Source organism: Actinosynnema sp. NPDC091369 (assembly GCF_044757065.1).
Classification (GTDB): Bacteria; Actinomycetota; Actinomycetes; order Mycobacteriales; family Pseudonocardiaceae; genus Actinosynnema.
This window is the reverse complement of record NZ_JBIVUG010000003.1, coordinates 684064-709076: the sequence shown is the minus strand read 5'-3', so window position 1 is coordinate 709076 and position 25013 is coordinate 684064. Positions and strand designations below refer to the sequence as shown.

Annotated in this window: 23 protein-coding genes and 1 riboswitch; of the genes, 6 read left to right on the top strand and 17 right to left on the bottom strand. The window is 70.8% G+C overall.

Annotated elements, in window-relative coordinates; all coding sequences use genetic code 11:
- Positions 1 to 8 precede the first annotated feature (8 nt).
- Complete coding sequence (dnaE, locus tag ACIQMJ_RS15955) at positions 9 to 3542, bottom strand: DNA polymerase III subunit alpha (RefSeq protein WP_499761698.1); 3534 nt, start codon at positions 3540 to 3542, stop codon at positions 9 to 11.
- A gap of 155 nt (positions 3543 to 3697) precedes the next feature.
- Between dnaE and ACIQMJ_RS15950 the strand changes: the two genes are divergently transcribed.
- Entirely contained in the window at positions 3698 to 4609 is a 912-nt protein-coding gene (locus ACIQMJ_RS15950) for an AsnC family protein (protein ID WP_499761697.1), read from the top strand.
- Positions 4610 to 4615: 6 nt separating this feature from the next.
- Here ACIQMJ_RS15950 and ACIQMJ_RS15945 read toward each other — a convergent pair whose 3' ends face one another.
- On the bottom strand, positions 4616 to 5179 hold the full coding sequence (locus ACIQMJ_RS15945; RefSeq protein ID WP_499761696.1) for a TetR family transcriptional regulator: 564 nt from the start codon (positions 5177 to 5179) through the stop codon (positions 4616 to 4618).
- Between the two features lie 98 nt (positions 5180 to 5277).
- Between ACIQMJ_RS15945 and ACIQMJ_RS15940 the strand changes: the two genes are divergently transcribed.
- Positions 5278 to 6150, top strand: a complete 873-nt coding sequence (locus ACIQMJ_RS15940; RefSeq protein WP_499761695.1) for an oxidoreductase — start codon at positions 5278 to 5280, stop codon at positions 6148 to 6150.
- An 8-nt stretch (positions 6151 to 6158) separates the two neighbouring features.
- Here ACIQMJ_RS15940 and ACIQMJ_RS15935 read toward each other — a convergent pair whose 3' ends face one another.
- The 5 genes from ACIQMJ_RS15935 to ACIQMJ_RS15915 all read right to left on the bottom strand — a co-directional run bounded on the left by ACIQMJ_RS15935 (position 6159) and on the right by ACIQMJ_RS15915 (position 12043).
- The gene (locus ACIQMJ_RS15935) at positions 6159 to 7373 is read right to left on the bottom strand and encodes a multidrug effflux MFS transporter (protein ID WP_499761694.1); all 1215 of its coding nucleotides are present in this window, start codon (positions 7371 to 7373) and stop codon (positions 6159 to 6161) included.
- Positions 7374 to 7483: 110 nt separating this feature from the next.
- Positions 7484 to 8419, bottom strand: a complete 936-nt coding sequence (locus ACIQMJ_RS15930; protein WP_499761693.1) for an RluA family pseudouridine synthase — start codon at positions 8417 to 8419, stop codon at positions 7484 to 7486.
- On the bottom strand, positions 8416 to 9000 hold the full coding sequence (lspA, locus tag ACIQMJ_RS15925) for a signal peptidase II (RefSeq protein WP_499761692.1): 585 nt from the start codon (positions 8998 to 9000) through the stop codon (positions 8416 to 8418). Before lspA ends, ACIQMJ_RS15930 begins: the two co-directional genes overlap by 4 nt.
- Before the next feature lie 23 nt (positions 9001 to 9023).
- Complete coding sequence (locus ACIQMJ_RS15920; RefSeq protein WP_499761691.1) at positions 9024 to 10358, bottom strand: aminotransferase class V-fold PLP-dependent enzyme; 1335 nt, start codon at positions 10356 to 10358, stop codon at positions 9024 to 9026.
- A gap of 37 nt (positions 10359 to 10395) precedes the next feature.
- Positions 10396 to 10508, bottom strand: a riboswitch (SAM riboswitch).
- A 62-nt stretch (positions 10509 to 10570) separates the two neighbouring features.
- Positions 10571 to 12043, bottom strand: coding sequence for a potassium/proton antiporter (locus ACIQMJ_RS15915; RefSeq protein WP_499761835.1), 1473 nt, complete (start codon positions 12041 to 12043; stop codon positions 10571 to 10573).
- Between the two features lie 200 nt (positions 12044 to 12243).
- On the opposite strand from ACIQMJ_RS15915, the gene ACIQMJ_RS15910 reads away from it, so the two are divergent.
- A complete protein-coding gene (locus ACIQMJ_RS15910) occupies positions 12244 to 13191 on the top strand; it encodes a M28 family metallopeptidase (protein ID WP_499761690.1) in 948 nt (315 codons plus the stop codon).
- On the opposite strand, the gene ACIQMJ_RS15905 is transcribed toward ACIQMJ_RS15910, so the two are convergent.
- Both ACIQMJ_RS15905 and ACIQMJ_RS15900 read right to left on the bottom strand, forming a co-directional pair.
- Positions 13188 to 13469 (bottom strand): DUF167 domain-containing protein, encoded by a 282-nt coding sequence (locus ACIQMJ_RS15905; RefSeq protein ID WP_499761689.1) that lies wholly within the window; start codon positions 13467 to 13469, stop codon positions 13188 to 13190. The two genes, ACIQMJ_RS15910 and ACIQMJ_RS15905, sit on opposite strands and share 4 nt — an antisense overlap.
- Positions 13462 to 14010 (bottom strand): TetR/AcrR family transcriptional regulator, encoded by a 549-nt coding sequence (locus tag ACIQMJ_RS15900; protein WP_499761688.1) that lies wholly within the window; start codon positions 14008 to 14010, stop codon positions 13462 to 13464. The genes ACIQMJ_RS15905 and ACIQMJ_RS15900 overlap by 8 nt, the downstream gene beginning before the upstream one ends.
- Positions 14011 to 14072: 62 nt before the next feature.
- Here ACIQMJ_RS15900 and ACIQMJ_RS15895 point away from each other — a divergent pair, with 62 nt between their 5' ends.
- From ACIQMJ_RS15895 to ACIQMJ_RS15885, 3 genes are all read left to right on the top strand, one after another.
- Positions 14073 to 14534, top strand: a complete 462-nt coding sequence (locus ACIQMJ_RS15895; protein WP_499761687.1) for an SRPBCC family protein — start codon at positions 14073 to 14075, stop codon at positions 14532 to 14534.
- A 68-nt stretch (positions 14535 to 14602) separates the two neighbouring features.
- Positions 14603 to 15163 (top strand): RNA polymerase sigma factor, encoded by a 561-nt coding sequence (locus ACIQMJ_RS15890; RefSeq protein ID WP_499761686.1) that lies wholly within the window; start codon positions 14603 to 14605, stop codon positions 15161 to 15163.
- A gap of 98 nt (positions 15164 to 15261) precedes the next feature.
- Positions 15262 to 15828: an RNA polymerase sigma factor gene (locus ACIQMJ_RS15885; protein WP_499761834.1), complete on the top strand. Its 567-nt coding sequence runs from the start codon at positions 15262 to 15264 to the stop codon at positions 15826 to 15828.
- A 420-nt stretch (positions 15829 to 16248) separates the two neighbouring features.
- On the opposite strand, the gene ileS is transcribed toward ACIQMJ_RS15885, so the two are convergent.
- The 8 genes from ileS to ftsZ all read right to left on the bottom strand — a co-directional run bounded on the left by ileS (position 16249) and on the right by ftsZ (position 24966).
- Positions 16249 to 19356 carry an isoleucine--tRNA ligase gene (gene ileS / locus ACIQMJ_RS15880; protein ID WP_499761685.1) on the bottom strand — a complete coding sequence of 1036 codons (3108 nt, stop codon included), beginning with the start codon at positions 19354 to 19356 and terminating at the stop codon, positions 16249 to 16251.
- A 283-nt stretch (positions 19357 to 19639) separates the two neighbouring features.
- Complete coding sequence (locus ACIQMJ_RS15875) at positions 19640 to 20194, bottom strand: hypothetical protein (protein WP_499761684.1); 555 nt, start codon at positions 20192 to 20194, stop codon at positions 19640 to 19642.
- Positions 20195 to 20222: 28 nt separating this feature from the next.
- On the bottom strand, positions 20223 to 21038 hold the full coding sequence (gene wag31 / locus ACIQMJ_RS15870) for a DivIVA-like cell division protein Wag31 (protein WP_073899667.1): 816 nt from the start codon (positions 21036 to 21038) through the stop codon (positions 20223 to 20225).
- Between the two features lie 45 nt (positions 21039 to 21083).
- A complete protein-coding gene (locus ACIQMJ_RS15865; RefSeq protein WP_033437765.1) occupies positions 21084 to 21368 on the bottom strand; it encodes a YggT family protein in 285 nt (94 codons plus the stop codon).
- Between the two features lie 20 nt (positions 21369 to 21388).
- Complete coding sequence (locus ACIQMJ_RS15860) at positions 21389 to 22006, bottom strand: cell division protein SepF (RefSeq protein WP_499761683.1); 618 nt, start codon at positions 22004 to 22006, stop codon at positions 21389 to 21391.
- Between the two features lie 70 nt (positions 22007 to 22076).
- Positions 22077 to 22775 carry a YggS family pyridoxal phosphate-dependent enzyme gene (locus tag ACIQMJ_RS15855; protein ID WP_499761682.1) on the bottom strand — a complete coding sequence of 233 codons (699 nt, stop codon included), beginning with the start codon at positions 22773 to 22775 and terminating at the stop codon, positions 22077 to 22079.
- A complete protein-coding gene (gene pgeF / locus ACIQMJ_RS15850) occupies positions 22772 to 23476 on the bottom strand; it encodes a peptidoglycan editing factor PgeF (protein ID WP_499761681.1) in 705 nt (234 codons plus the stop codon). The genes ACIQMJ_RS15855 and pgeF overlap by 4 nt, the downstream gene beginning before the upstream one ends.
- A gap of 161 nt (positions 23477 to 23637) precedes the next feature.
- Entirely contained in the window at positions 23638 to 24966 is a 1329-nt protein-coding gene (gene ftsZ / locus ACIQMJ_RS15845; RefSeq protein WP_499761680.1) for a cell division protein FtsZ, read from the bottom strand.
- Positions 24967 to 25013 lie beyond the last annotated feature (47 nt).

Genomic DNA, 25013 nt, shown 5'->3' with positions numbered 1-25013 from the left:
TCACCCGATCAGCCCAAGCACCCCGGTCCGAGCAGAGCCTTCAAATCACCCATAAGGGATGGGGTGGGAGTAACCCGAAGGGCGTCGTCCAGCTTGAGCAACGTGTTGCGGCTGCTGTTGATGACCAGGTTCAGGTGCACCTCGGTCGTGCCCGGGTGGTTGGAGAGCACTTCCTTCAACGACGTCACGAGTTTCGGGTCGCAGCGCGACGCGGCCACCTTCAGCCGCAACGCCTGCGCGCCCAGCTCCGACAGGTCCGGCACGACCAGGTCGTTCGCGATCAGCGAGATCCGGTCCTCCCGCTTGGCCACCCGCGCCTTCACCAGCACGATCGCGTCCTCGGCGACCGACATGCCGTGCACCATGTAGCTCTTGGGGAAGAACAGCACCTCGATGCCACCGGCCAGGTCCTCCAGCTGCGCGGACGCCCACGGCTCGCCGTTCTTGTTCACCCGGCGGGTGACCGAGGCCAGGATGCCGCCCAGCGTGACCTGCGTGCCGTCGGGCACGTCGCCTTCCAGGATGCGCGGGATCGTGGTGTCGGAGTAGGAGCTGAGCACCTGCTCCACCCCGTTGAGCGGGTGGCCGGACACGTACAGGCCCAGCATCTCCCGCTCCAGCGTGAGCTGGTGCTTGGACTCCCAGTGCTCGTCGGGGATCTTCACGTCGAACACCGAGGCGCCGTCGCCGTCGCCGCTGCCGTCGCCGAACAGGTCGAACTGGCCGCGCGCCTCTTCCTTCTTGGTCAGCATGATCGCGTCGACCGCCTCGACGTGCACCATGTGCAGGCCCTTGCGCGGGTGGCCGAGCGAGTCGAACGCGCCCGCCTTGATCAGCGACTCGACGACCTTCTTGTTGCACGCCTGCACGTCGACCTTGCGCAGGAAGTCGGAGAAGTCGGCGAACTTCCCCTTCTCCGTGCGGGTCTTGATGATCGCGTCGACCACGTTCGCGCCGACGTTGCGGATCGCGCCCAGGCCGAACCGGATGTCGTCGCCGACCGCGACGAACTCCCGCTCCGACTCGTTGACGTCCGGCGGGAGCACGGTGATGCCCATCCGGCGGCACTCGGCCAGGTAGACGGCCGACTTGTCCTTGTTGTCCGAGTTCGTGGTGAGCAGCGCCGCCATGTACTCGGACGGGTAGTTGGCCTTGAGGTACGCCGTCCAGTACGCGATCAGGCCGTACGCGGCGGAGTGCGCCTTGTTGAACGCGTAGTCGGCGAACGGGACCAGGATGTCCCACAGCGTCTTGATCGCCTCGGGCGAGTAGCCGTTGGCGATCATGCCCGCCTCGAAGCCCTCGTACTCCTTGTCGAGGATCTCCTTCTTCTTCTTGCCCATCGCGCGGCGGAGCAGGTCCGCTTGGGCCAGCGAGTAGCCCGCCACCTTCCGCGCGATCGCCATGACCTGCTCCTGGTACACGATCAGGCCGTACGTCGTGTCCAGGATCTCGGCCAGCGGCTCGCGCAGCTCCTCGTGGATCGGCACGATCTCCTGCTGCTTGTTCTTGCGCAGCGCGTAGTTCGTGTGCGAGTTCGCGCCCATCGGGCCGGGCCGGTACAGCGCGATGACGGCCGAGACGTCCTCGAAGTTGTCCGGGCGCATCAGCCGCAGCAGGTCGCGCAGCGCGCCGCCGTCGAGCTGGAACACGCCCAGGGTGTCGCCGCGGCCGAGCAGGTCGTAGGTCTTGCGGTCGTCCAGCGGCACGGTCGAGATGTCGACGTCGCCCTTGCCGTTGAGCTTGATGTTCTTCAGCGCGTCGTCGATCGTGGTGAGGTTGCTCAGGCCGAGGAAGTCCATCTTCAGCAGGCCGAGCGTCTCGCACGTCGGGTAGTCGAACTGGGTGATGATCGACCCGTCCTGCGGGCGCATCCAGACCGGGATGTGGTCCGTCAGCGGCTCCGCGGACATGATCACCGCGCAGGCGTGCACGCCCGCGTTGCGGATCAGGCCCTCCAGCCCGCGGCCGGTGTCGATGATCTCCTTGACCTGCGGGTCCGTCTCGTACAGCGCGCGCACCTCGGCGGCCTCGGAGTACCGCTTGTGCGCCGGGTCGAACACGCCCGCCAGCGGGATGTCCTTGCCCATCACGGCGGGCGGCATGGCCTTGGAGATCCGGTCGGCCACCGCGTAGCCCGGCTGCCCGTACAGCACGCGGGCGGAGTCCTTGATCGCCGCCTTCGCCTTGATCGTGCCGAACGTGATCACCTGGGCGACCTTGTCGACGCCCCACTTCTCGGTGACGTACCGGATCACGTCGCCGCGCCGGCGCTCGTCGAAGTCGATGTCGATGTCGGGCGGGCTGACGCGGTCGGGGTTGAGGAACCGCTCGAAGATCAGGCCGTGCGCCAGCGGGTCGAGGTCGGTGATGCCCATCGCGTAGGCGATCAGCGCGCCCGCGGCGGAACCACGACCGGGGCCGACGCGGATGCCGTTGGCCTTGGCCCAGTTGATGAAGTCGGCGACCACCAGGAAGTAGGACGGGAAGCCCATCTGGAGGATGACGCCGATCTCGAACTCGACCTGCTGCCGGTGCACCTCGTCCACGCCCTCGGGGAACCGGCGGCGCATGCCCTCCCACACCTGCTCGCGGAAGTAGTCGGCCTCCGTCATGCCCTCGGGCACGGGGTAGCGCGGCATCAGGTTCTGGAAGGCGAACATGCCGGTCGTGTCGACCTTCTCGGCCACCAGCAGGGTGTTGCGGCACCCCTCCTGCCAGGCGTCCGACGAGTCGATCGCGCGCATCTCGTCCGGCGACTTGAGGTGGTAGCCCGTGCCGTCGAACTTGAACCGGGTCGGGTCCTGCAACGTCTTGCCGGTCTGCACGCACAGCAGCGCCGCGTGCGCGTCGCGGTCCTCGGCGTAGGTGTAGTGCGAGTCGTTGGTCACCACGAACGGGATGCTGAGCTTCTTGGCGATGTCCAGCAGCCCGCCCCGGACCCGGCTCTCGATCTCGATGCCGTGGTCCATCAGCTCGACGAAGAAGTTGTCGGCGCCGTAGATGTCGCGCCACTTCGCGGCGGCCTCCAGGGCCTCCTTCTCGTGGCCCAGCCGCAGCCTGGTCTGCACCTCGCCGGACGGGCAGCCGGTGGTCGCCATCAGGCCCGCCGAGTGCTCGGCGATCAGCTCGGAGTCCATCCGCGGCCACTTGCCGAGCTGGCCCTCGGTGGAGGCCCGGCTGGAGAGCTTCATCAGGTTGTGCAGGCCCTCGTTGGTGCGGGCCCAGATCGTCTGGTGGGTGTACGCGCCGCTGGCGGAGACGTCGTCGGCCTTCTGGCCGGGGTCGCCCCACAGCACGCGCTTCTTGTTGAAGCGCGACTCCGGCGCCAGGTACGCCTCGATGCCGATCACCGGCTTGATGCCCGCGGCGGTCGCCTGCTTGTAGAAGTCGTACGCGCCGTACATGTTGCCGTGGTCGGTGATCGCGGCGGCGGTCATGCCCATCCGCTCGCACTCGGCGAACATGTCCTTCAGCTTGGCCGCGCCGTCGAGCATCGAGTACTCGGTGTGCACGTGGAGGTGCACAAACGAGTCGGACACCCAAACCCCCCTGAAGATCGCAGCGGGCCCGGGACAGAGCGCGGGCAAGACGTCGGCGAGCCTATCCCACCGAGAATCTCGCGGTGGCCCCACACCAGGGGTGTGTCTGCGGGGCGATGGGGCGAAGATCTCCCCAGGCGGGTAGCGTTCGAGGTGTGGTAGCGCCGGACCCCGTCGACGCCCGTCTCCTGGCCATGATCGCCGAGATGGGCCGTGCCGCCGTGCACGAGGTGGCCGCACGGCTCGGCATGGACCCGCGCGAGGCCGCCACCCGGCTGATCACGTTGTCCGGCAGCGGGTTGCCGCTGCTCGTCGGCGTGGAGTGCGACCCGAACGGCATCCGCAAGGCGCTGGCCAACAGCGTGGCGTGGGGCAACTACAACGGTCCCGGCGGCCAGGCCGTGCGCGGCACGCCGAGCGGACCGTACCCGCCCTCGCCCGGCGCGGCGCACGGCACGCCGTCCGGCTCCTACCCCGGCTACCCCGTCCCGCAGGGCCCGCCCAGCACGCCGTTCCCGGCGCAGCCCGGCACCGGCCCGCAGCCCGTGCCGTCGGGCCCGGTGCGCGTGCCCGAGCCGATCAGCACGTGGGGCGTGCCCGGCACGTCCGGGTGGGCGCGCGGCGACCAGGCGCCCGCGCCGCGCGCGCGCACCGGCAAGATCGGCAGCACGTTGGAGACCGAGGGCCTGGAGGGCGCCCGGTTCACCATCCAGCTGGTCGAGGTGGTCGACCCGGCGGACTTCCTGTTCACCGCGGCGGGCTACAAGCTGGCCGACGGCGAGCGCGCCGTGGTCGTGCACACCGAGCTGTCGAACATCGGCCAGGTGCCGTTCAACGCCCTGCCCGACATGTACCTCGTGCTGATGACCAACAAGGGCGAGACGGTGAGCAAGGCGCCGGTGTCGCTGTCGTCGCGACCGCCGCACAAGATCGGCGTGCAGCCGGGCGAGACGGCGGGCGGGCACACGGTCTACGTGCTGCCCGAGGACACGGTGATCTTCTCGGTGCGCTGGAGCTCGCGGCCCGAGACCGACCTGAACACCCTGGTCTGGACGATCGACGACTGACGCCGGTCAGTCCCGCAGGACCGCGGCCACCGCGTCGACCACGACCCGACGGCGGCGGTCGCGCGGGATGTCGGCGGCGTGCCCGGCCAGCTCCGGCGTGGTCGAGCCCCACAGCGCGGACAGGTGCACGACCAGCGCGAGCAGTTCCACCGGCGTGAACCGGGTCGTGACCAGGCCCTCGTCCTGGGCCTTGGCGATCGCCGCGATCTTGTCCCGGGTGCCGGCCACCACGACCTCGACGGCCGCGTAGCCCGCGCCCTCCAGCCGGTACCACTTCGCGAGCCGCTCCTTGACCGGGTCGTCGGTGAAGCGGTCGAACAGCCTGCCCGCGTACTCGGGCAGGTTCGCCGGGTCGATCGGGGCCTCGCGCAGCGTGTCCTGCGCCAGGTCGCTCATCACCGCGTCGAACAGGCCGTCCTTGTTGGTGAAGTAGTGGTAGATCTGCGCCTTGTTGCTCTTCGCCGCCGCCGCGATCCGGTCGACCCGCGCGCCCGCGATCCCGTGTTCGGCGAACTCCGCGGCCGCCGCGTCCAGCAGCCGCCGCCGGGTTGCCTCCGCATCACCAGCCATGGCCGCCACGCTACCTGACTAACCGTCTAGTTGACAGCGTGGGGTCGGAGTGCTTCCCTGGTGACAACACCTAACCAACCAGTCAGTTAAGAGACGACATGAGCAAGGTCTTCCTCGTCACCGGCAGCTCGCGCGGGCTCGGCCGGCAGATCGCCGAGAAGGTGCTGGCCGCCGGCCACTCGCTGGTCGCGACCGCCCGCCGGCCCGAGCAGCTCGCCGACCTGGTCGAGCGGTACGGCGACCGGGTGCGCGCCGTGGCGCTGGACGTCACCGACCCGCAGGCCGCGCGCGCCGCCGTCGACACCGCGGTCACCGCGTTCGGCCGGCTCGACGTGGTGGTCAACAACGCCGGGTACGCCAACTCCGGCTCGGTCGAGGACACGCCGGACGACGACTTCCGCGCGCAGGTCGAGGCCAACCTGTTCGGCGTCGTCAACGTCACCAAGGCCGCGCTGCCCGTGCTGCGCGAGCAGGGTTCGGGCCACGTCGTCCAGGTGTCGTCGGTCGGCGGTCGGGCGACCACGCCGGGGCTGTCGGCCTACCAGGCGGCCAAGTTCGCGGTCGGCGGCTTCTCCGAGGTGCTCGCGAAGGAGGTCGCGCCGCTGGGCATCAAGGTGACCGTGCTGGAACCGGGCGGCATGCGGACCGACTGGGCGGGCGCGTCCATGACCGTCCACCCGGTCTCACCGGCCTACGAGCGGACCGTCGGCGCGGTGAACGCCTTGCGGACCACGCTCATGGCGCGCGCGGCGAGCGACCCGGCGAAGGTCGCGGACGTCGTGCTGCGGGTCGTCGACCTCGACGAGCCGCCGGTCCGGCTGCTGCTGGGCAGCGACGCGGTCGGGTTCGCCGGGCGGGTGGACCGGGCCCGCGCCGAGTCCGACGCGCGGTGGCGCGGGCTGTCGGTGTCCACCGACTTCGGCGACCTCACCGAGGACAGCCTCGACCCGCTGGCCACGCTGAAGGGCTGAGCGGTGCGTCAGGCCGGGGCGGGCGTCGGTTCACCATCCCGGGTGATGCCGACGTCACCCCTGGTCAGGGTGGCGAACACGAGCACCGCCAGGGTCGTGGCGCCCGCCATCACGGTCACCATCGGCAGCACGCTCGCCGACCCGCCCGCGCCCACCAGCGGCGCCATCAGGCCGCCCACCAGGAACGTCGTCACGCCCAGCACCGCGGACGCGCTGCCCGCCGCCTCCGGGTGCCGCGACATCGCCAGCGACCCGGCGTTCGGCATGAGCAGCCCCACGCTCATCGTCAGCACGAACAGCGGCGGCAGGAACGTCGCCAGCCCACCGCCGACCAGCCCGCCGACCAGCAGCCCGACCCCGCCGACCGCCGCGCCCGCGAGCCCGGCCTTGAGCAGCGGGCGGGGCATGACCCGCCCGGTCAGCCTGGTGTTGAGCAGCCCGGCCAGCACGATCGCCACCGAGTTCGCGCCGAACACCAGGCTGAACTGCTGCGGGCTCAACCCGTACACGCCCTGGAGCACGAACGACGCGCCCGCGACGTAGCCGAACAGCGAGCCGAGGGCCAGCGCCGACGCCAGCGCGTAGCCGACGAACTTGCGGTCGGCCAGCAGCCCGCCGAACACCTTGATCGTGAGCAGCAGGTTCGCCGGGCGCCGCTTGGCCCGCGGCAGCGTCTCGGGCAGGCCGACCGCCAGCGCGACCAGCAGGGCCGTGCCGATCACGGCGAGCGCGACGAACGTGCCGCGCCAACTGGTGAACCGCAGCAACTGGCCGCCCAGCACCGGCGCCGCCACCGGCCCCAGGCTGTTGATCAGCATCATCACCGACATGAAGCGCGCCATCGCGAGACCCTCGAACCGGTCGCGCGCCACCGCCATCGCCACCACGAACCCGGCCGCCACGCCGAGCCCTTGGAGCAGCCGCAGGCCGGCCAGGGCGAGCGCACTGGGTGCGACGGCGCAGACCAGCGAGATCACGACGTAGCTGCCGATCCCGACCAGTAGCGGACGCCGCCTGCCCCACGAGTCGGAGAGCGGACCGACCAGCAGCTGCCCGACCGACAGGCCGATGATGAACGTGGTCAGCGACAGCTGGATCTGCGACTCCGTCGCGCCGAAGTCACCGGCGATCGACGGGAACGCGGGCAGGTAGGCGTCGATCGAGAGCGGACCGAGCAGGCACAGCGTGCCCAGCAGCACGACCAGTCTGGCTCTGTTGTCCATGCCGCACGCTCCCCGGGCTCGTCTGGCAAAAGCTTCGCAAGCCAAACGATCCCGGGAAAAGCGATATGGCACACATCACGCGCTCAGCGCAAGACTTTCGGCTGAAAAGGTCAGTAACCCTCTGAGCGCAACAGTTCCAGCGCGTCCGCGAGGTCGTCGGGGTACTCGCTGGTGAACGACACCCACTGGCCGTCCGCCGGGTGGTGGAAGCCCAGGGTCCGGGCGTGCAGCCACTGCCGCGTCACGCCGAGGCGCTTGGCCAGCGACGGGTCGGCGCCGTAGGTCAGGTCGCCGACGCACGGGTGCTTCAGCGCGGAGAAGTGCACGCGGATCTGGTGCGTGCGGCCGGTTTCCAGGTGCACGTCGAGCAGCGACGCGGCCCGGAACGCCTCCACCACCTCGTAGTGGGTGATGCTGGGCTTGCCGTTGGCCATCACGGCGAACTTGTAGTCGTGCTTGGGGTGCCGGTCGATCGGCGCGTCGATGGTGCCCTTGATCGGGTCCGGGTGGCCCTGCACGAGGGCGTGGTAGAGCTTGTCGACCGTGCGTTCCTTGAACGCGTGCTTCAACGCCGAGTAGGCGCTCTCGCTCTTCGCGACCACCATCACGCCGGTGGTGCCGACGTCCAGCCGGTGCACGACGCCCTGCCGCTCGGCCGCGCCCGACGTGGCGATCCGGATGCCGGCCGCGGCCAGGCCGCCCACCACGGTCGGACCGGTCCAGCCGGGGCTGGGGTGCACGGCCACGCCGACCGGCTTGTCGACCACGATCACGTCGTCGTCCTCGTGCAGGACGATCAGGCCCTCCACGGGCACGGCCTGCACCTGCACCGGGCGTTCCGGCTCGGGCAGGGTGACCTCCAGCACGGACCCGGCGACCAGGCGGTCCGACTTGCCCGCGGGCCGCCCGTCGAGCACCACGTCACCCGCCTCGGTCAGCGCGGCGACGACCGTGCGGGACAGGCCGAGGAGCTTGGCGAGACCGGCGTCGACCCGCATCCCGTCCAAGCCGTCGGGGACGGGCAGGGTCCGGTAGTCGCCGCTCATGCGCCCGCTTCCTTCTCGCTGGTCTTCTTCTCCACGCGGGTGCCGTCGTAGTCGCGCTGGAGCAACGCCATCAGCACGATCACGCCGCCGCCCACGCAGATCGCGGAGTCGGCCAGGTTGAACACGGGGAAGAAGTTGCCCCACGGGTCGAGGACCGAGATGAAGTCGACCACGCCGCCGCGCAGCGGGCCGGGCGCGCGGAAGATCCGGTCGACCAGGTTGCCCAGCGCGCCGCCCAGGACCAGGCCGAGGCCGATGGCCCAGCCGACCGACCGCAGCCGGCGCGCGATCCACAGGATGAACACGACCACGCCCGACGCGATCAGGGCGAGGATCACCGTCCAGCCCTCGGCCAGGCCGAACGCGGCGCCGGTGTTGCGGATCAGCGGCAGGTAGAGCAGGCCGCCGAACAGCTCGACCGGGTCGCGGCCCTCGAGCTTGTCCACCGCGATGATCTTGGTGACCAGGTCGAGCGCCAACACCAGCGGCGCGATCACGGCCAGCAGGAGGACCCGTCGCTTCGGCAGCGGTGCGTCCGGCTGGTCCGGCGTGTCCGGCTCGGTGTTGGGATCGGTGCTCACCGGGCCATTGTCCAGTATCGACGTCAGCGCAGGAACGGCGGGAGCGCGCGCTGGTCGTCCAGCGGGGTCCAGCGGCCGTCCCGGACCTCGTACTCCCACCGCGAGCCCTCCACCACGAGGGTGCGCAACGCGGCCACGAACCGGTCTACGTGCTCCTCGGTGGTGCCCAGCCCGATCGAGGCGCGCAGGGCCCGTTCGCCGTGCGCGAGCCGGTGCACGGCCACGTGGGCGCAGAACGCGCCGTCGCGCACGCCGATGCCGTGCTCGGCGGACAGCGCCGCGGCCAGGTAGCCGGCGTCCTGACCGCCGACGGTGAAGCTGACCACGCCCACGCGGTCCTGGTCCGAGCCGAACAACGTCAGCTCGTGCACTCCGGGCACGGTCTTCAGACCCGCGCGCAGCCGTGCCAGCAGGGCACGCTCGTGGGCGGTGGTCTGCTCCCAGTGCCTGCCCAGCACGTCGCACGCCACGGCCAGCGCGTGCACGCCCACCACGTTCGGCGTGCCGGCCTCGTGCCGCTCGGGCACCGCCGACCAGGCCACGCCCAGCCGGTCGCCGTGGTCGGTGACGCGGGCCGTCGCGCCGCCGCCCACCAGGTACGGCTCGGCAGCCTGCAACCAGTCGGACCGGCCGACCAGCACACCGGCGCCGAACGGCGCGTAGACCTTGTGCCCCGACAGCACGGTGTAGTCGACGTCCAGCGCGCGCACGTCCACCGGCCGGTGCGGCGCGAGCTGGGCGGCGTCCAGGGCGATGCGGGCGCCGTGCCGGCGGGCCACCCGGGCCAGCTCCGCCACGGGCCACAGCTCACCGGTCACGTTGGACGCGCCGGTCACCACGACCAGCCTCGGGCCGACGGGGGCCGCGCGCAGCGCCCGGTCCAACTCCAGCACCGCCTGGGCGGGCGAGGACGGCGTCCGCAGCCGGCGCACGTTCGGGCCGCGCCACGGCAGCAGCGCCGCGTGGTGCTCGGTGTCGAACAGGACCACGGCGGTGTGCCGGGGCACGCTCCTGGCCAGCAGGTTCAGCGCGTCGGTGGTGTTGCGGGCGAACACCACGGCGTCGGTCTCGCGGGCGTTGAGGAAGCGGCGCACGGACGCGCGGGCCTGCTCGTAGACCCTGGTGCTGACCTGCGAGGCGAAGCCCGCCCCGCGGTGCACGCTGGCGTACCAGGGCAGCACCTCGTCCACGGCGTCGCGCACCTGCTCCAGACACGGGGCGCTGGCCGCGTGGTCGAGGTTGGCGTACTCGACGCGCTCGCCGGTGACCAGCGGCACGCGCAGCGACGAGCCGACCACGCGGGGCAGCGCCTGCTCAGGACGGGCAACGGTGGTGGTGGCGGGAACTGCGATCGTCATGACGCCCTCCGGGGGTCCGGGACCCCACCCGAGAGGGAGCCCGCGCTTGCCGGACGCCCTGCGCGCCGGCCAGGTCCTCACCAGGGGCACCCCACCGCGGAGGAGGGTTGCCGGCCAGCGAGCCTGGGCTTCGCGCTGGCACTCATGACCTTCGACTCGAAGCTAACCCAGGCCGCGCGGTCCCGTCGAGTGGCGTTCACATCCTGGGAGCGTCACGGCAGCCCGACGTCGCCCTTCCAGCGGGCGAAGCGGCCCGCCCGGTCCACCGCCCGGATGCGCTGCTCCGTCGCCGTGCGCATGGCCTCGGTGCACACCACCAGCAGCTGGTCGTGCTCCTGAAGGCGGGTCGTCGGCTGCGGCGTGAAGCCGTTGTCGTCGCGCACCACGAGGCTGACCGAGGAGCCCGGCGGCAGCCGCAGCTCCGACAGGTACACGCCGTGCAGCTTGGAGCCGGGCTGGATGCGGACCTGGAGCAGCTCCGCGCCGAGCTGGTCCAGCGCCGACGAGTCGACCTGCACCTCGTGCGCCTCGCCGGACTTGACCAGCCCCAGCCACTTGGCCAGCCACGGCAGGGTCGTGCCCTGCACCACGGTCAGCACCACGACCAGCACGAACACCGCGTCCACCAGCCGCTGCGCGCCGGGCACGCCCTGGATCAGCGGGATCAGGGCGAACACGATCGGCACCGCGCCGCGCAGCCCCGACCAGGAGACGAACACCTGCTCCCGCCACGGCACCCGGAACGGCAGCGCGGCGAACAGCACCGACAGCGGCCGGGCCAGCAGCACCAGCACCGCGCCCGCGACCAGCGCGGGCACCAGCGCGTCGAGCAGCCGATCGGGTGAGGCGTACAGGCCGAGCAGCACGAACAGCCCGATCTGCGCGATCCAGCCCAGCCCCTCGGCGAACGACAGGGTGTCGGCCCGGTGCGGCAGGCGGGCGTTGCCGAGCACGAGGGCGGCGATGTAGACGGCCAGGAACCCGGACGCGTGCGCGATGTCGCCGACGGTGTAGGCGAGCAGGCACACCGCGACCGTGGCCAGCGGGTACAGGCCGGTGGCGGGCAGCGCGGCCCGGCGCAGCCCGATGCCGCCGAGCCAGCCGAGCGCGACGCCGATCACCGCGCCCGCGATGAGCTCGTAGCCCATCAGCAGCGGCGCGGTCCACGTGATCGGGTCGGGTGCGGCCAGCAGCACGACGGCGATGTAGACCGGCGCGTCGTTGATGCCGGACTCCAGTTCGAGCGCGCCGATCAGCCGCTTGCCGACGCCGATCCCGCGCAGCACGCTGAAGACCGCCGCCGCGTCGGTGGACGACAGCACCGCGCCCCACAGCAGGGCTGTGCGCCAGTCCATGTCCAGCAGGAAGTGCAGCGCGAACCCGGTGACCGCGATGCTCACGCCGACGGCCACCGTGGACAGCGCGATGCCCAGCCCCAGCGCGGGTTTCACCGCGCTCCACCGGGTGGTCAGCCCACCCTCGGTGAGGATCAGCACGAGCGCGACCGTGCCCAGCGAGCGGGTCAGGTCGGCGTCCTCGAACTGGATGCCCAGCACGGCTTCGCCGAGCAGCAGCCCGATGCCGAGGTAGAGCAGGAGGGACGGCAGACCGAGCCTGATCGACACCCTCACCGCGATGACCGAGAGCAGGAGTACGCCGGCGGCGATGCCCAGGTAGCCCGTCACACCGCCCACTCGACCTCCAGGCCGTCGTCCTGCGACATCACTCGACGGTGTCATTCTCCCCCGACGACACCGAAATGGACGAATCCGGCACCCCACGCAGCGTCACCAGCCGAACGTCGCTAGCGCGAACCATGCGGAACCGTGCATGTTGACTACCGGGTCCGCCGCCCCGGTCACCTCCACCCCCTGCGGGAGACACCGTGAAGCTGCGAACGATCTCCATCGCGCTGGTCACCACCGGCGCGCTCCTCGGCTCCGGCCTCGGCTCGGCCACCGCCGCGCCACCCTCCGCCCTGGCCGGGCCCAACATCCCGGTCTCCGCCGTCCAGGCCGACCTGGGCCAGCTCCAGAGCATCGCCACCGCCAACGGCGGCAACCGGGCGCACGGCCGTCCGGGTTACCTCGCCTCGGTGAACTGGGTGAAGTCCAAGTTGGACGCCGCCGGGTTCACCACCAGGGTGCAGTCGTTCACCAGCAACGGCGCCACCGGCTACAACCTCATCGCCGACTGGCCCGGTGGCGACCTGGACAACGTGGTCATGCTCGGCGGGCACCTCGACAGCGTGTCGGCCGGTCCGGGCATCAACGACAACGGCACCGGCTCGGCCGGCCTGCTGGAGGTCGCGCTGGCCGTGCGCTCCACCGGGTTCCAGCCCACCAAGCACCTGCGCTTCGCGTGGTGGGGCGCGGAGGAGCTGGGCCTGGTCGGTTCCACCTACTACGTGAACTCGCTGTCCACAACGGACCGCTCGCGGATCGACGCGTACCTGAACTTCGACATGATCGGCTCGCCGAACCCCGGCTACTTCGTCTACAGCGCGTCCGGTCAGCCGTCGGGCTCGCTCGCGCTCCAGCAGACGTTGCAGGGCTACTTCAGCTCGATCGGCGTGCCGACCGAGCTGACCAGCGTGGGCGGGCGGTCCGACCACGCGGCGTTCGCGCGGGCGGGCATCCCGGTCGGCGGCACGTTCACCGGCGCGGAGGGCATCAAGACCTCCGCCCAGGCGCAGAAGTGGGGCGGTTCGGCGGGCGTGGCGTTCGACCGCTGCTACCACCGCTCGTGCGACACCTCGTCGAACGTGAACGCGACCGCGCTGGACCGCAACACCGACGCCATCGCGCACGCGGTGTGGACGCTGGCGGCCTAGCCGTCCAGCAGCCGCGCCAGCACCTCGGCGGCGCCGGCCGGGGCGGGGTCGACCTGCACGACCTTGTCCCGGCCGCGCTCGCCCGCGACCACCTCCACGTCCTGCCTGCGCACGCCGAACGCCTTGGCCAGCGCCTTGCGCACGGCCTCGTTCGCCTTGCCCTCCACCGCGGGCGCGGCGACCGCGACGACCAGCGCGCCGTCACCCCACCGGCCGCCGACGACCTCGCGCTTCGCACCCGGCTTGACCCGGACGCCGAACCGGAACGGCTCAGCCACGGCACAGCACCACGGTCAGCGTCTCCTCCAGCAGCGCCCGCCGCGCCGCGACGACGTCCGGCGTCGCCGACAGCAGCTGCGCCTGCCCCAGGTAGACCGAGTAGGCGAGCACGGCCCGCCGCCGGGCCACGTCGGCGTCGAACCCGAGGGCCGTGAACAGCTCCTCCATGTAGCCGATGCGGCGTTCCGTGACGCGGCCGAGCACGGGCGCGACGGCCGGGTCGTCCTTGGCCGCGAGCATCGCCAGCTCGACCGCGCTGTGCCCCACGTCCTCCAGCACGGTCGCGAACAGCAGCCGCAGCTTCTCCAAGGGCTGCGCGGCCGACTCGACCAGCTCGATCACGGCCTCGGTGTGCTCGCGCTCCCAGCGTTCGAGGGTGGCCTTGAGCAGGGCTTCCCGGTTGGGGAAGTGCCAGTAGGCGCTGCCCTTGGTCGCCCCGATGCGCGCTGCGAGCGGCTCTACCGCGACCGCGGCCACGCCACCCTCCGCCAGCGCTCGCAGGGCCACCTCGGTCCAGTCGTCTCGCGTCCGCCGTGCCATGCCTCCATACGCTACCGTATGGTGATGCACCATACGGTGCCGTACGGAAGTTGGGGGTAGTGATGATCGAGAACGTGCACACCCGGCTGTTCCCCGACAGCGAGGGCCTGGTCGACCGGGTCGTGGAGCTGTGGCCGTCCGACCGCTGGCCACCGCTCGTGCTGGACCGGCCGCTGGGCGTCGGCGCGGACGGCGGCCACGACTTCGTGCGCTACCGGTGCACCGCGTACGTACCCGGTCAGCGCGTCGAGTTCGCCTTCGACCCGCGGATCGGGGTGGTCGGCACCCACGTGCTGGAAGCGGTCCCGGGCGGGTTGCGGCACACTCTGACCGGTCGGCCGCACGGCCTGATGCGGCTGGGGTGGCCGCTGGCCGTCCGGTGGCTGCACGACGCCCTGATCGAGGACCTGTTCGACAACGCGGCCCGCGCCGCCGGCCACCTGCCCGTGCGGCCGGCCCGGTGGTCGGCCTGGGTGCGGTTGCTGCGCGCGGTCGGGAAGAGGGCGGCGCGGCAGCCCGCTTGACCGGATTTCCTCCACAACCCCCGGTCTCGTCCGTCTACCCGGTACCGGGACCAGAGGGGGGAGGGTTCGTGACGCCGGAGCACCCCGACGACCACGCGGCCACCTTCAGCGACTTCTACCACCGGGAGCGCACCCGGCTGTTCCGCTTCGCGGCGGTGATGTCGCCCCACCTGGACCACGAGTCCGCGGTGCAGGAGGCGTTCGTCGGCGCGTGGCGGCACTGGCCGGTGATCGCCCCCGGGTCCAGACGTGCTTGGCTGGTGAAGACGATCCGCAACCTGCTGGTGGACCAGGCCCGCCGGCGGGAGCGGCCGGGCGACCTGACCGACGAGGTGGTCGCCCGGCAGCGCGGCACGTACCGGATCCTGGTGCCCAAGCAGCGGGACGCCGAGACGTGGCACGAGCTGGTCAGCACGCTGGCCGCCGTCGCGAACCTGCCGGACCACCTGCGCACCGCGCTGGTGCTGCGGTTCTGGGACTTCGACGACGACGAGATCGCCGACGTGCTGGGCTGCCGGCGGGCGTCCGTGCGGCGGTACGTGTCGCAGGCACGGGCGCGGGTCAGCGAGCAGGTCGGCAACGAGGAGCGTCGGGTGCGCGGCTCCCAGCGCGGGAAGGAGACGTCATGACCGACGAGCTGGACCCCCGACTCGACCACCTGCGCGCCGAACTGGCCGAAGCCATCCCGGAGGACCCCGGCACGGACGACCTGGGCGTGGCGGCGATCATGGCCCAGGCGTCCCGCTACGAACGACAGGCCGCGCTCGTCGAGGCCGCTCAGGCCGGTTCCCGGCAGGCGCTGGACTCCCTCGTCGCCGAGCTGACCCCGTTGGTGTGGCACGTGGCCAGGGGCAACGGCCTGGACCAGGCCACGGCGGAGGACGTCGTGCAGACGGTGTGGCTGAGCCTGCTGCGCCACCTGGACCGACTGGCCGAACCCAAGGCCGTGGCCGGCTGGCTGATCGTCGCCACCCGGCGTGAGGCCCAACGAGCGTGGCGCGACCTCAACGGCCGCCCGGCACTGTCCACCGACTCGGCCGTCGACATGCCCGACGACCGTTGGCTCCCCGAGCCTGAGGCGTTGCGCGATGACCGTGATCGCCGGCTTTGGCGCGCTTTCAACTCCATGCCCCGTCGGTGTCAGGAACTGCTCCGGCTGACCGTTCTGGCGGGCCGGGCGGAATACCGTGCCGTGGCCGAAGCCCTGTCCATGCCACGTGGGTCGATAGGGCCGACTCGGGGGCGGTGCTTGACTCAGTTGAAGGCTCGCTTGGAGCAGGACGATGTCCGGTGAGCGATGCGGACCTAGAAGGAATCAAAGACGCGGTCGGGCCGCGATGACACGAACCCCTCCCATGGGAGGGGTTCGTGTCATCCCGCCGACCTGGCTTTGCCCTACCGCACGTGTCAAGGGGGCGAAGTCCACTGATGACGACCCACTGCTTCTGATGTCGCCCCCTTGACGCGTGTGGTAGCCCGGAGGGAAGTCGGTGGGATGACACGGAACCCGACCCACAACGGAACAGGAGATCCCGGAGGTAGGCGGGGTCATCCTGCTGATCTGCCCGTCCGGCGAGGACGCTTGTAATCTTTTGACCTTGTCAAGCTCTTACCTACCACGCACAAACGCCCGGGCCCGAACGCTCAATCTCGAGCGTCCGGACCCGGGCGTTCAGCGCAAACCCAAGCCAACCGCGTCAGACCCGTCAGACCGTCAGACCCGCACGACCGCGACCCGGACCTTCTGGCCCTCGCCGACCACGCCGTCCGAACCCTCGGCGACCTCGCCGTAGGAGACCGACTCGCCCAACGTCTCCTCCTTCACGAACGCCTCGAACCGACGCGCCGCGTCCTGCACCGCCGCCGGCAGTTGCAGCGTCAACGCGATCCGGTCCGACACGTCCAACCCGGCGTCCTTCCGGGCCTGCTGCACCACGCGCACCAAGTCGCGCGCGACGCCCTCGGCCGCCAGCTCCTCGGTCACCACGGTGTCCAGCACGACCAGCCCGCCGCTGTTCGGCAACGCCGCCGTCGCGCCCTGGTCGGTGGCGACCAGCCGCTGCTCGTACTCCTCCGGGAACAGCTCGATCCCGGCGGCCACGACGCGGCCGTCCACCTCCTGCCAGTCACCGGCCTTCACGGCCTTGATGACCTTCTGCACCTCGGGCCCGAGGCGCGGACCGGCGGCGCGCGCGTTGACGGCCAGCTGGAAGTGGCCGTGCGCGTCCACGTCGGTGGTCAGCTCGACCTCCTTGACGTTCACCTCGTCCCGCAGGACCTCGGTGAACCCCTCCAGCTGCGCCACGTCCGCCGCCGCGATGACCATCTTCGCCAACGGCAACCGCACCCTCAGCTTGTTCGACTTCCGCAGCGACAACGCCGTCGACGCGACCTGCCGCACCTGGTCCATCGCGGCCACCAGGGCGTCGTCGGCGGGCAGGTCGGCCGCCGTGGGGTAGTCGGCCAGGTGCACCGACCGGCCGCCGGTCAGCCCGCGCCACACCGACTCGGTGGTCAGCGGCAGCAACGGCGCGGCCACCCGGCACACGACCTCCAGCACGGTGTGCAGCGTGTCGATGGCGTCCTTCTCGCCGGACCAGAACCGGTCGCGCGAGCGCCGCACGTACCAGTTGGTCAGCACCTCCAGGAACTCCCGGATGGACGCGCACGCGCCGGAGACGTCGTACACGTCCAGCTGCGCGGTCACCCCGACCACCAGGTCGTGCGCCTTCGCCAGCACGTACCGGTCCAGCACGTGCTCGGAGTCGGTCCGCCAGGTGCCCTCGACGCCCTCGGCGTTGGCGTACAGGGCGAGGAAGTACCAGGAGTTCCACAACGGCAGCACGGCCTGCCGCACCGCGTCGCGGATGCCGCGCTCGGTCACCACCAGGTCGCCGCCGCGCAGGATCGGCGACGCCATGAGGAACCACCTCATCGCGTCGGACCCGTCGCGGCTGAACACCTCGTTGACGTCCGGGTAGTTCTTGCGCGACTTGGACATCTTCTGCCCGTCGTCGCCCAGCACGATCCCGTGCGCCACGCAGTTGCGGAACGCGGGCCGGTCGAACAGCGCCGTCGCCAGCACGTGCATGGTGTAGAACCAGCCGCGCGTCTGGTTGTTGTACTCGACGATGAAGTCACCCGGGTAGTGGTCCTCGAACCACTCGCGGTTCTCGAACGGGTAGTGCACCTGCGCGAACGACATCGAGCCGGACTCGAACCAGCAGTCCAGCACCTCCGGCACCCGCCGCATGGTCGACTGCCCGGTCGGGTCGTCCGGGTTCGGCCGGGTCAGCTCGTCGATCGTGGGCCGGTGCAGGTCGGTCGGGCGCACGCCGAAGTCGCGCTCCAGTTCGTCCAGCGAGCCGTAGACGTCCACCCGCGGGTACGCCGGGTCGTCCGACACCCACACCGGGATCGGCGAGCCCCAGAACCGGTTGCGGGAGATGTTCCAGTCGCGGGCGTTCTCCAGCCACTTGCCGAACTGGCCGTCCTTGACGTGCTCGGGCACCCAGTTGATCTGCTGGTTCAGCTCGACCATGCGGTCCTTGAACCGAGTGACCGCGACGAACCACGACGACACCGCCCGCTGGATGAGCGGGTTGTCGCACCGCCAGCAGTGCGGGTACGGGTGGTCGTAGGTCTCGTGGCGCAGCAGCAGGCCCGCTTCCTTCAGGTCGCGGATGATCGACTTGTTCGCCTCGAACACCTGCAGGCCCTCGTACGGCGGCACCTCGGCGGTGAACCGGCCGTGCGCGTCGACCGGCACGACGACCTCGATGCCGGCCGCGTCGGTGACGACCTTGTCCTCTTCACCGAACGCGGGCGCGATGTGCACCATGCCGGTGCCGTCCTCGGTGGTGACGTAGTCGGCGGCCAGCACCTGGTGCGCGTTCTCCCGGCCGACGAAGAAGTCGAACGGCGGCGTGTACCTGCGCCCGACCAGGTCGGAGCCCTTGCAGCGGGCCACGACCGGCGGCTCCTCGCCCAGCTCGCGGGCGTACGCGGCGACGCGGGCCTCGGCGAGCAGGTAGCGCTCGCCGTTGGCCTCGACGGTCACGTAGTCGACGTCCGGGTGCACGGCGGCGGCCAGGTTGGACGGCAGCGTCCACGGCGTGGTCGTCCAGATCAGGGCGAGCTCGCCGGTCTCCAGGCGCAGGCCGACGGTCACCGCCGGGTCCTGCCGGTCCCGGTAGGTGTCGTCCATCTTCGTCTCGGTGTTGGACAGCGGCGTCTCGCAGCGCCAGCAGTACCAGAGCACCCGGAAGCCCTCGTAGACCAGGCCCTTGTCCCACAGGGTCTTGAAAGCCCACATGACGCTTTCCATGAAGTCCAGGTCAAGCGTCTTGTAGTCGTTGTCGAAGTCCACCCAGCGGGCCTGCCGGGTCACGTAGTCGCGCCACTGGTCGGTGTAGCGCAGCACCGACGTGCGGCAGACCTCGTTGAACTTCTCGATGCCGAACGCCTCGATCTCGCTCTTGGACGAGAACCCGAGCTGCTTCTCCGCCTCCACCTCGGCGGGCAGGCCGTGGGTGTCCCAGCCGAAGCGGCGCTCGACGTGCTTGCCGCGCATGGTCTGGTAGCGCGGGATGAGGTCCTTGACGTAGCCGGTGAGCAGGTGGCCGTAGTGCGGCAGGCCGTTGGCGAACGGCGGGCCGTCGTAGAAGACGAACTCGTTGGCCCCGTTGTCCCCGGCGGGCCGTGCGTCGATCGACGCCTGGAACGTCCCGTCGGACTTCCAGAAGTCGAGCACGCCCTCTTCGAGGGCGGGGAAGGACGGCTGGGAGGGAACGGAACCCTCGCCTGCCTTCGGGTAGGCCATCGTGCTGCTCCTCGCGTGCGTCAACCGGCTCACGGGGACGACACGCCGGTCACGACGCACCGCGGTACCACCCCGCTTGCCAGGGCGCGAAGGCACTGGCCTCTCTTCGACGGCTGTGACGGGCCGCTCCCGTCCGGTTCTACTGGGGCCCGCCCGCTGGGGACGTGCCCGTTCTTCCGGAGGCTCCCCGGTGATGGCCGGATCAACGCCGTGCTACCACCCAGGGTAGCGAATGACGCAAACCACTTCGCGCGGTCGTCCTGCTGCCCGGCTACCGGCTCGGCTAACCGGGCTCGGCCGGCTGCTCGGGTTCCGCCTGCCGGTCCGCCAGCCCCGCCGCCCGCTTGCGCGCCGCGAGGCTCGCGTCCGGCCCGCACACCGCGCACGGCGTGAAGCCGAGCTGGCGCGCCTCGTTGATCGGCAAGCCCAGCGACGGCCGGGCGGCGAGCCACGAGCACTCCGCCAGGTGGTAGCGGGGACGCTCGTCCAGCACCCGGACCTCGTCCGTGAGCTCGCTCACGACCAAGGCGTCCGCCGCGTCCACGTCCTCCTCGGCAGGCTCGGAAAGTGCCTGATCAGGTGGACTTTTCGCGCTGTCGTCCCCGGCGCCCTCCGACACCGCCGGTTGATCGCCACCGCTAACCTGGTGATCAACAACTGCGGCGCCGGCAGCCCGGGGGCCCGACCGGCGGCGGAGCCACCAGTCGAGCACCAGGACCGCGGCAGCGGCCCCGCTCGCACCCACCGACAACCACGCCCAGTGCGTCTGGGCGCTGGTCAGCGCGGGCACGAGCAACCCCAGGGCTGCCAGCACCAACAGCAGGACTATGTAGAGCACGTGCAGCAGACTAGATCAGCAACGCCGATCAGCCGGCCTCGGCGCGCGCCCCGAACGAGTACCCACCCTGCTGACGGCCGTCGGACGGCGCGGCGGGGCCGCGGTCCTGCAGGTCGCGCAGCGACGACTCGAGCATCGTCTTGAGCCTGGTCCGGTACTCGCGCTCGAAGGTCTGCAGCTTGTCGATCTGCTTCTCGAGCGTGTTCTTCTCCTGGGTGATGTTGCCCATCACCTCGGCGTGCTTGCGCTGCGCGTCGCGGTCGAGCGCGCTGGCCTTCTCGCGGGCCTGCCGCTCCAGCGTCTCGGCGCGGGTCCGCGCGTCGTTGAGCATGGTCTCGGCACGCGTGCGCGCCTCGTTGACCATCGTGTCGGCCTTGGCTCGCGCCTCGGACAACAGCTGCTCGGACTTGGTCCGGGCCTCCGACAGCATCCCGTCGGCCTCGGCCTTGGCCTCACCGGTGAGCCGGTCGGCCATCTCCTGGGCCAGGCCCAGGACCTTCGCGGCCTGGACGTGGTGGTCGCCACCACCGCCGGGCGAGGTCTGCTCCAGCGCCGAAGGGGGCGGCACCGGTGCGAGCCTGCGGGGCTCGTCCACGACGCGGCTCGGGCCGACGCCTGCGGCAACCTTCGCCCGGGCGTCTTCGAGGTCGGCACGCGCGGTCTCGACCTGCTGGTCGAGCTGCTCGACCTGCTGGCGCAGGTCGTTGTTCTCCTCGATCAGGCGGGCCAGTTCGCCCTCAACCAGGTCGAGGAACGCGTCCACCTCGTCCTCGTTGTAGCCCCGCTTGCCAATCGGCGGCTTGCTGAACGCGACGTTGTGCACGTCCGCGGGGGTCAACGGCATCAGATCACCTCACGCACTCCTGGGCTGTGGACATCCCTGGTCCCCTCACCTGGGATCGGCTACTCGCATCAGAATGATAACGACCAGCAACAGCACAATAATGGACAAGTCCAGTCCGATGCCGCCGATCCGCACGGTCGGGATGATCCGACGCAGCAAGCGGACCGGAGGATCGGTCACGGTGTAGACGGTCTCAAGCGCCACCGCGACCCCGCCCGCAGGCCGCCATCCCCTGGCGAAACTACGGACGAGCTCCACGACGACACGCGCCGTGAGCAGCAGCCAGAACGAGAACAACACGTAGTAGACCACGAGCCAGAGGGCATCCACATGCTCAACTGTGCCACCACTCAGCCCTGGTTGAGGAACCCGCCCTCCGCGAGTCGCCTGCGGTCCTCCGCCGTGACGTCGATGTTGGGCGGTGAGAGAAGGAACACCTTGTTGGTGACCTTGTCGATCGAGCCGCGCAGCGCGAACGCCAGCCCGGCCGCGAAGTCCACCAGCCGCTTGGCGTCCGCGTCGTCCATGTCGGTGAGGTTCATGATCACCGGCGTGCCGTCGCGGTAGTGCTCGCCGATCGTCCGCGCCTCGTTGTAGCTGCGCGGATGCAGCGTGGTGATGCGGCCGAGGGGGGTGCTCGCCGGCTCCGGGGCGGGCCGCAGCCTGCTCGCGGGCTCGCGCTGCGGCTCCACGGCCAGCGCACCGTGGGTGTCCGGGGTCCACGGCCGGCGCGGGCGGGCGCCGCGCTCCGGCTCGTAGCCGTCCGCGTCGTCCAGCTCGGCCCGGTAGCCGTTGAACGAGCGGCGACGGGCCGTGCGCTGCTCCGGGTACGGCTCGTAGTCGTCCGAGTCGGCGTACTCGGACCGGTAGTCCGCGTAGCGCCGGTCGTCCTCGTAGGCGGCCGGGTCGTCGGCGTACTCGGCGGGAACCATCCCGAAGTAGGCCTTCAGCTTGTGAAACCCGCTCATGGCTCGAGCCCTTCCTCCGCCGAGATCCCTACCCGAAGGACGTCGCGGCCGTCCCAGAGGTTCCAGACAGTTACGGCGAGGCTAGTCTCCGGCTGCCCAGCAACGCTGTTCCGACACGCACGCACGTGGATCCGTGCGCTATCGCATCCTCCAGGTCACCGCTCATCCCCGCCGAGATCACGGTGGCATCGGGATGATCGACCCGCAAGCGGGTTACCGCTTCATATAGAGCAGCAAACGCCTGCTGTGGAGACATCCCAAGGGGTGCGACGGTCATCACACCCCGCAGAATAAGTTCACTCGAACGAGCTACGTGATCGGCCAGTCGCGGAAGGTCACCGATCGGGTGACCGCCACGGGTCTCGTCGCCGTCGATGCTGACCTGGACGAGCACCTCGGTGGGTTCGGTGGCGGCCTTCGCGATGGCGTCGGCGAGCCGGGCGGAGTCGACGGTGTCGATCCGGTCGGCCCAGCGCAGGACGGACTTGGCCTTGTTGCGCTGGAGCGAGCCGACCATGTGCCACGTGGCCGTCGCGTCCGGGCGGAGCTCGGCGAACTCGGCGGTCTTGCGGCTCGCCTCCTGGTCCCGGTTCTCGGCGAACGCGGTGAGGCCGAGGTCGCTGAGGATCGCGACGTCCTCCGCCGGGAACGTCTTGGTGACGGCCAGCAGCTCGACCTCGTCGCGCGACCGGCCGACGGCCGCGCAGGCCCTGGCGATGCGGTCCTCGACCTCGGCCAGCGACAGGGCCAGCTCTTCGCGCCGGTTCACGACTCCATCCAGATGACACCCGCGAGCCGTCCCGTTCCCGGGTCGCGGCGGTGGCTGAACAGGGACTTCTCCTCGACCGTGCAGCGGGGGTCGACGCCGATCCGGCTCACGCCCGCGTCGGCGAGCTGCTGCCAGATGCCCGCGCGCAGGTCGAGGGCGGGCTTGCCGGACCGGGTCTTGGCGGCGCTACCGGGCAGGTGCTTCTCGACGTCGTCGCGCATGGCGGCCGGGACCTCGTAGCACTGGCCGCAGACGGCGGGCCCGAGCAGCACCTCGACGTTCTCCCTGTGCGCACCGAGCTCGACCATGCGGTCCAGGGTGGCCGGGACGACGCCGACCCGTGCGCCGACCCGTCCGGCGTGGACGGCGGCGATCACCCCTGCTTCGGGGTCGCCCAGCAGCACCGGCACGCAGTCCGCCGTGAGCACGACGAGCCCGAGGCGTTCCTGCGTGGTCACCACGGCGTCCGTGGCCTCCAGCGGCTCGGTCACCGGCCCGTCCACGACGCCGACCGTGCGGCCGTGGACCTGTTCCATCCAGACCAGCCGGTCCGGTTCGAGCCCGATGCCCTCGGCGAGCCGCTTGCGGTTGGCCTCGACGGCGGCCGGGTCGTCGCCGACGTGGTCACCGAGGTTGAAGGAGTCGTACGGGGCTTTCGACACGCCGCCTTCGCGGGTGGTCACGACACGACGGATGCGCACCCCCCAAGCTTCCCAGACCCGCGAGTCGAACCTTCAGGACCCGCGTGTCGAACGCTCAGGACCCCCGAGTTCCACGTTCGCGTCGGCGGGTGCCGTCCTGAACGTGGAACTCGGGGGTCCTGGAGGTTCGACTCGCGGGACGCGAGCGTTCGACTCTCGGGTCAGCGGCGCATGAAGGGGGGGACGTCGACCTCGTCGTCGGGGTCGTCGGTCACCGGCACGGCCCGGTTCGGCAGCGAACCGCTGCCGCTCCCCGGCACGCCCGGCGTCAACGACCGCGGCATGGTCGGCTGCGGCGTGGCGTAGGGCGACTGGCCGTTGCCCTGGCCGGCCTGCGGCTGCTGCGGCACGGTCGGCCTCGGCGGCACGACCGGCTGCTCCACCTGCTGCACCGGCACCGGCTGCGGCACCTGCTGCACCGGCTGCGGCTGCTGGACCTGCTGGACCGGCTGCTGGTTGACCTGCCCCGCCGTGGCCGTGGCGACCGGCGTGCCCCGCGGCGGGCTGGACAGGGCTTGCGGCTCCAGCTTCTTGTGCGTCGGCCCGCCGCTGTCAAAACCCGCCGCGATCACCGTCACCCGGACCTCGTCACCGAGCGAGTCGTCGATGACCGTGCCGAAGATGATGTTCGCGTCCGGGTGCGCCGCCTCCTGCACCAGCGAGGCCGACTCGTTGATCTCGAACAACCCGAGGTCGCTGCCACCGGCGATCGAGAGCAGCACGCCGTGCGCACCCTCCATCGACGCTTCCAGCAACGGCGAGTTGATGGCCTTCTGCGCGGCTTGGACCGCTCTGCCCTCGCCGCGCGCCGAGCCGATGCCCATCAACGCGCTGCCGGCGCCGGACATGACCGACTTGACGTCGGCGAAGTCGAGGTTGATCAGACCGGGGGTCGTGATCAGGTCGGTGATGCCCTGGACACCGGACAGCAGCACCTCGTCCGCGGAGCGGAACGCGTCCATCAGCGAGACGCCGATGTCGCCGAGCTGGAGCAGCCGGTCGTTCGGGATCACGATGAGGGTGTCGCACTCGTTGCGCAGCGCCTGGATGCCCTCCTCGGCCTGCTTGGCGCGGCGCTTGCCCTCGAACGAGAACGGTCGCGTGACCACACCGATGGTCAGCGCGCCGAGCTTGCGGGCGATCGAGGCGACCACGGGCGCGCCACCGGTGCCCGTGCCACCGCCCTCGCCCGCGGTCACGAACACCATGTCCGCGCCCTTGAGGACTTCCTCGATCTCCTCGCGGTGGTCTTCGGCGGCCTTGTGGCCGACTTCGGGATTGGCGCCTGCACCGAGGCCGCGGGTGAGTTCGCGGCCGATGTCGAGCTTCACGTCGGCGTCCGACATGAGCAGCGCCTGGGCGTCGGTGTTCACCGCGATGAACTCGACGCCCTTGAGCCCGACCTCGATCATGCGGTTGACGGCGTTGACACCGCCACCGCCGATGCCGACGACCTTTATCACCGCGAGGTAGTTGTGCGGGGGCGTCATCGGTCCGCCTTCCTGATCGTGTCCGTGCTCATGTGCTGGAGTGGATG

What these genes read in the sequence shown, in the direction of transcription:
- ACIQMJ_RS15945 (WP_499761696.1), bottom strand. Translation starts at nt 5,179, where the DNA reads ATGGCTGGTGATGCGGAGGCAACCCGGCGGCGGCTGCTGGACGCGGCG.
- ACIQMJ_RS15940 (WP_499761695.1), top strand. Translation starts at nt 5,278, where the DNA reads ATGAGCAAGGTCTTCCTCGTCACCGGCAGCTCGCGCGGGCTCGGCCGG.
- ACIQMJ_RS15935 (WP_499761694.1), bottom strand. Translation starts at nt 7,373, where the DNA reads ATGGACAACAGAGCCAGACTGGTCGTGCTGCTGGGCACGCTGTGCCTG.
- ACIQMJ_RS15930 (WP_499761693.1), bottom strand. Translation starts at nt 8,419, where the DNA reads ATGAGCGGCGACTACCGGACCCTGCCCGTCCCCGACGGCTTGGACGGG.
- ACIQMJ_RS15920 (WP_499761691.1), bottom strand. Translation starts at nt 10,358, where the DNA reads ATGACGATCGCAGTTCCCGCCACCACCACCGTTGCCCGTCCTGAGCAG.
- ACIQMJ_RS15900 (WP_499761688.1), bottom strand. Translation starts at nt 14,010, where the DNA reads ATGGCACGGCGGACGCGAGACGACTGGACCGAGGTGGCCCTGCGAGCG.
- ACIQMJ_RS15895 (WP_499761687.1), top strand. Translation starts at nt 14,073, where the DNA reads ATGATCGAGAACGTGCACACCCGGCTGTTCCCCGACAGCGAGGGCCTG.
- ACIQMJ_RS15885 (WP_499761834.1), top strand. Translation starts at nt 15,262, where the DNA reads ATGGCCCAGGCGTCCCGCTACGAACGACAGGCCGCGCTCGTCGAGGCC.
- ileS (WP_499761685.1), bottom strand. Translation starts at nt 19,356, where the DNA reads ATGGCCTACCCGAAGGCAGGCGAGGGTTCCGTTCCCTCCCAGCCGTCC.
- wag31 (WP_073899667.1), bottom strand. Translation starts at nt 21,038, where the DNA reads ATGCCGTTGACCCCCGCGGACGTGCACAACGTCGCGTTCAGCAAGCCG.
- ACIQMJ_RS15860 (WP_499761683.1), bottom strand. Translation starts at nt 22,006, where the DNA reads ATGAGCGGGTTTCACAAGCTGAAGGCCTACTTCGGGATGGTTCCCGCC.
- ftsZ (WP_499761680.1), bottom strand. Translation starts at nt 24,966, where the DNA reads ATGACGCCCCCGCACAACTACCTCGCGGTGATAAAGGTCGTCGGCATC.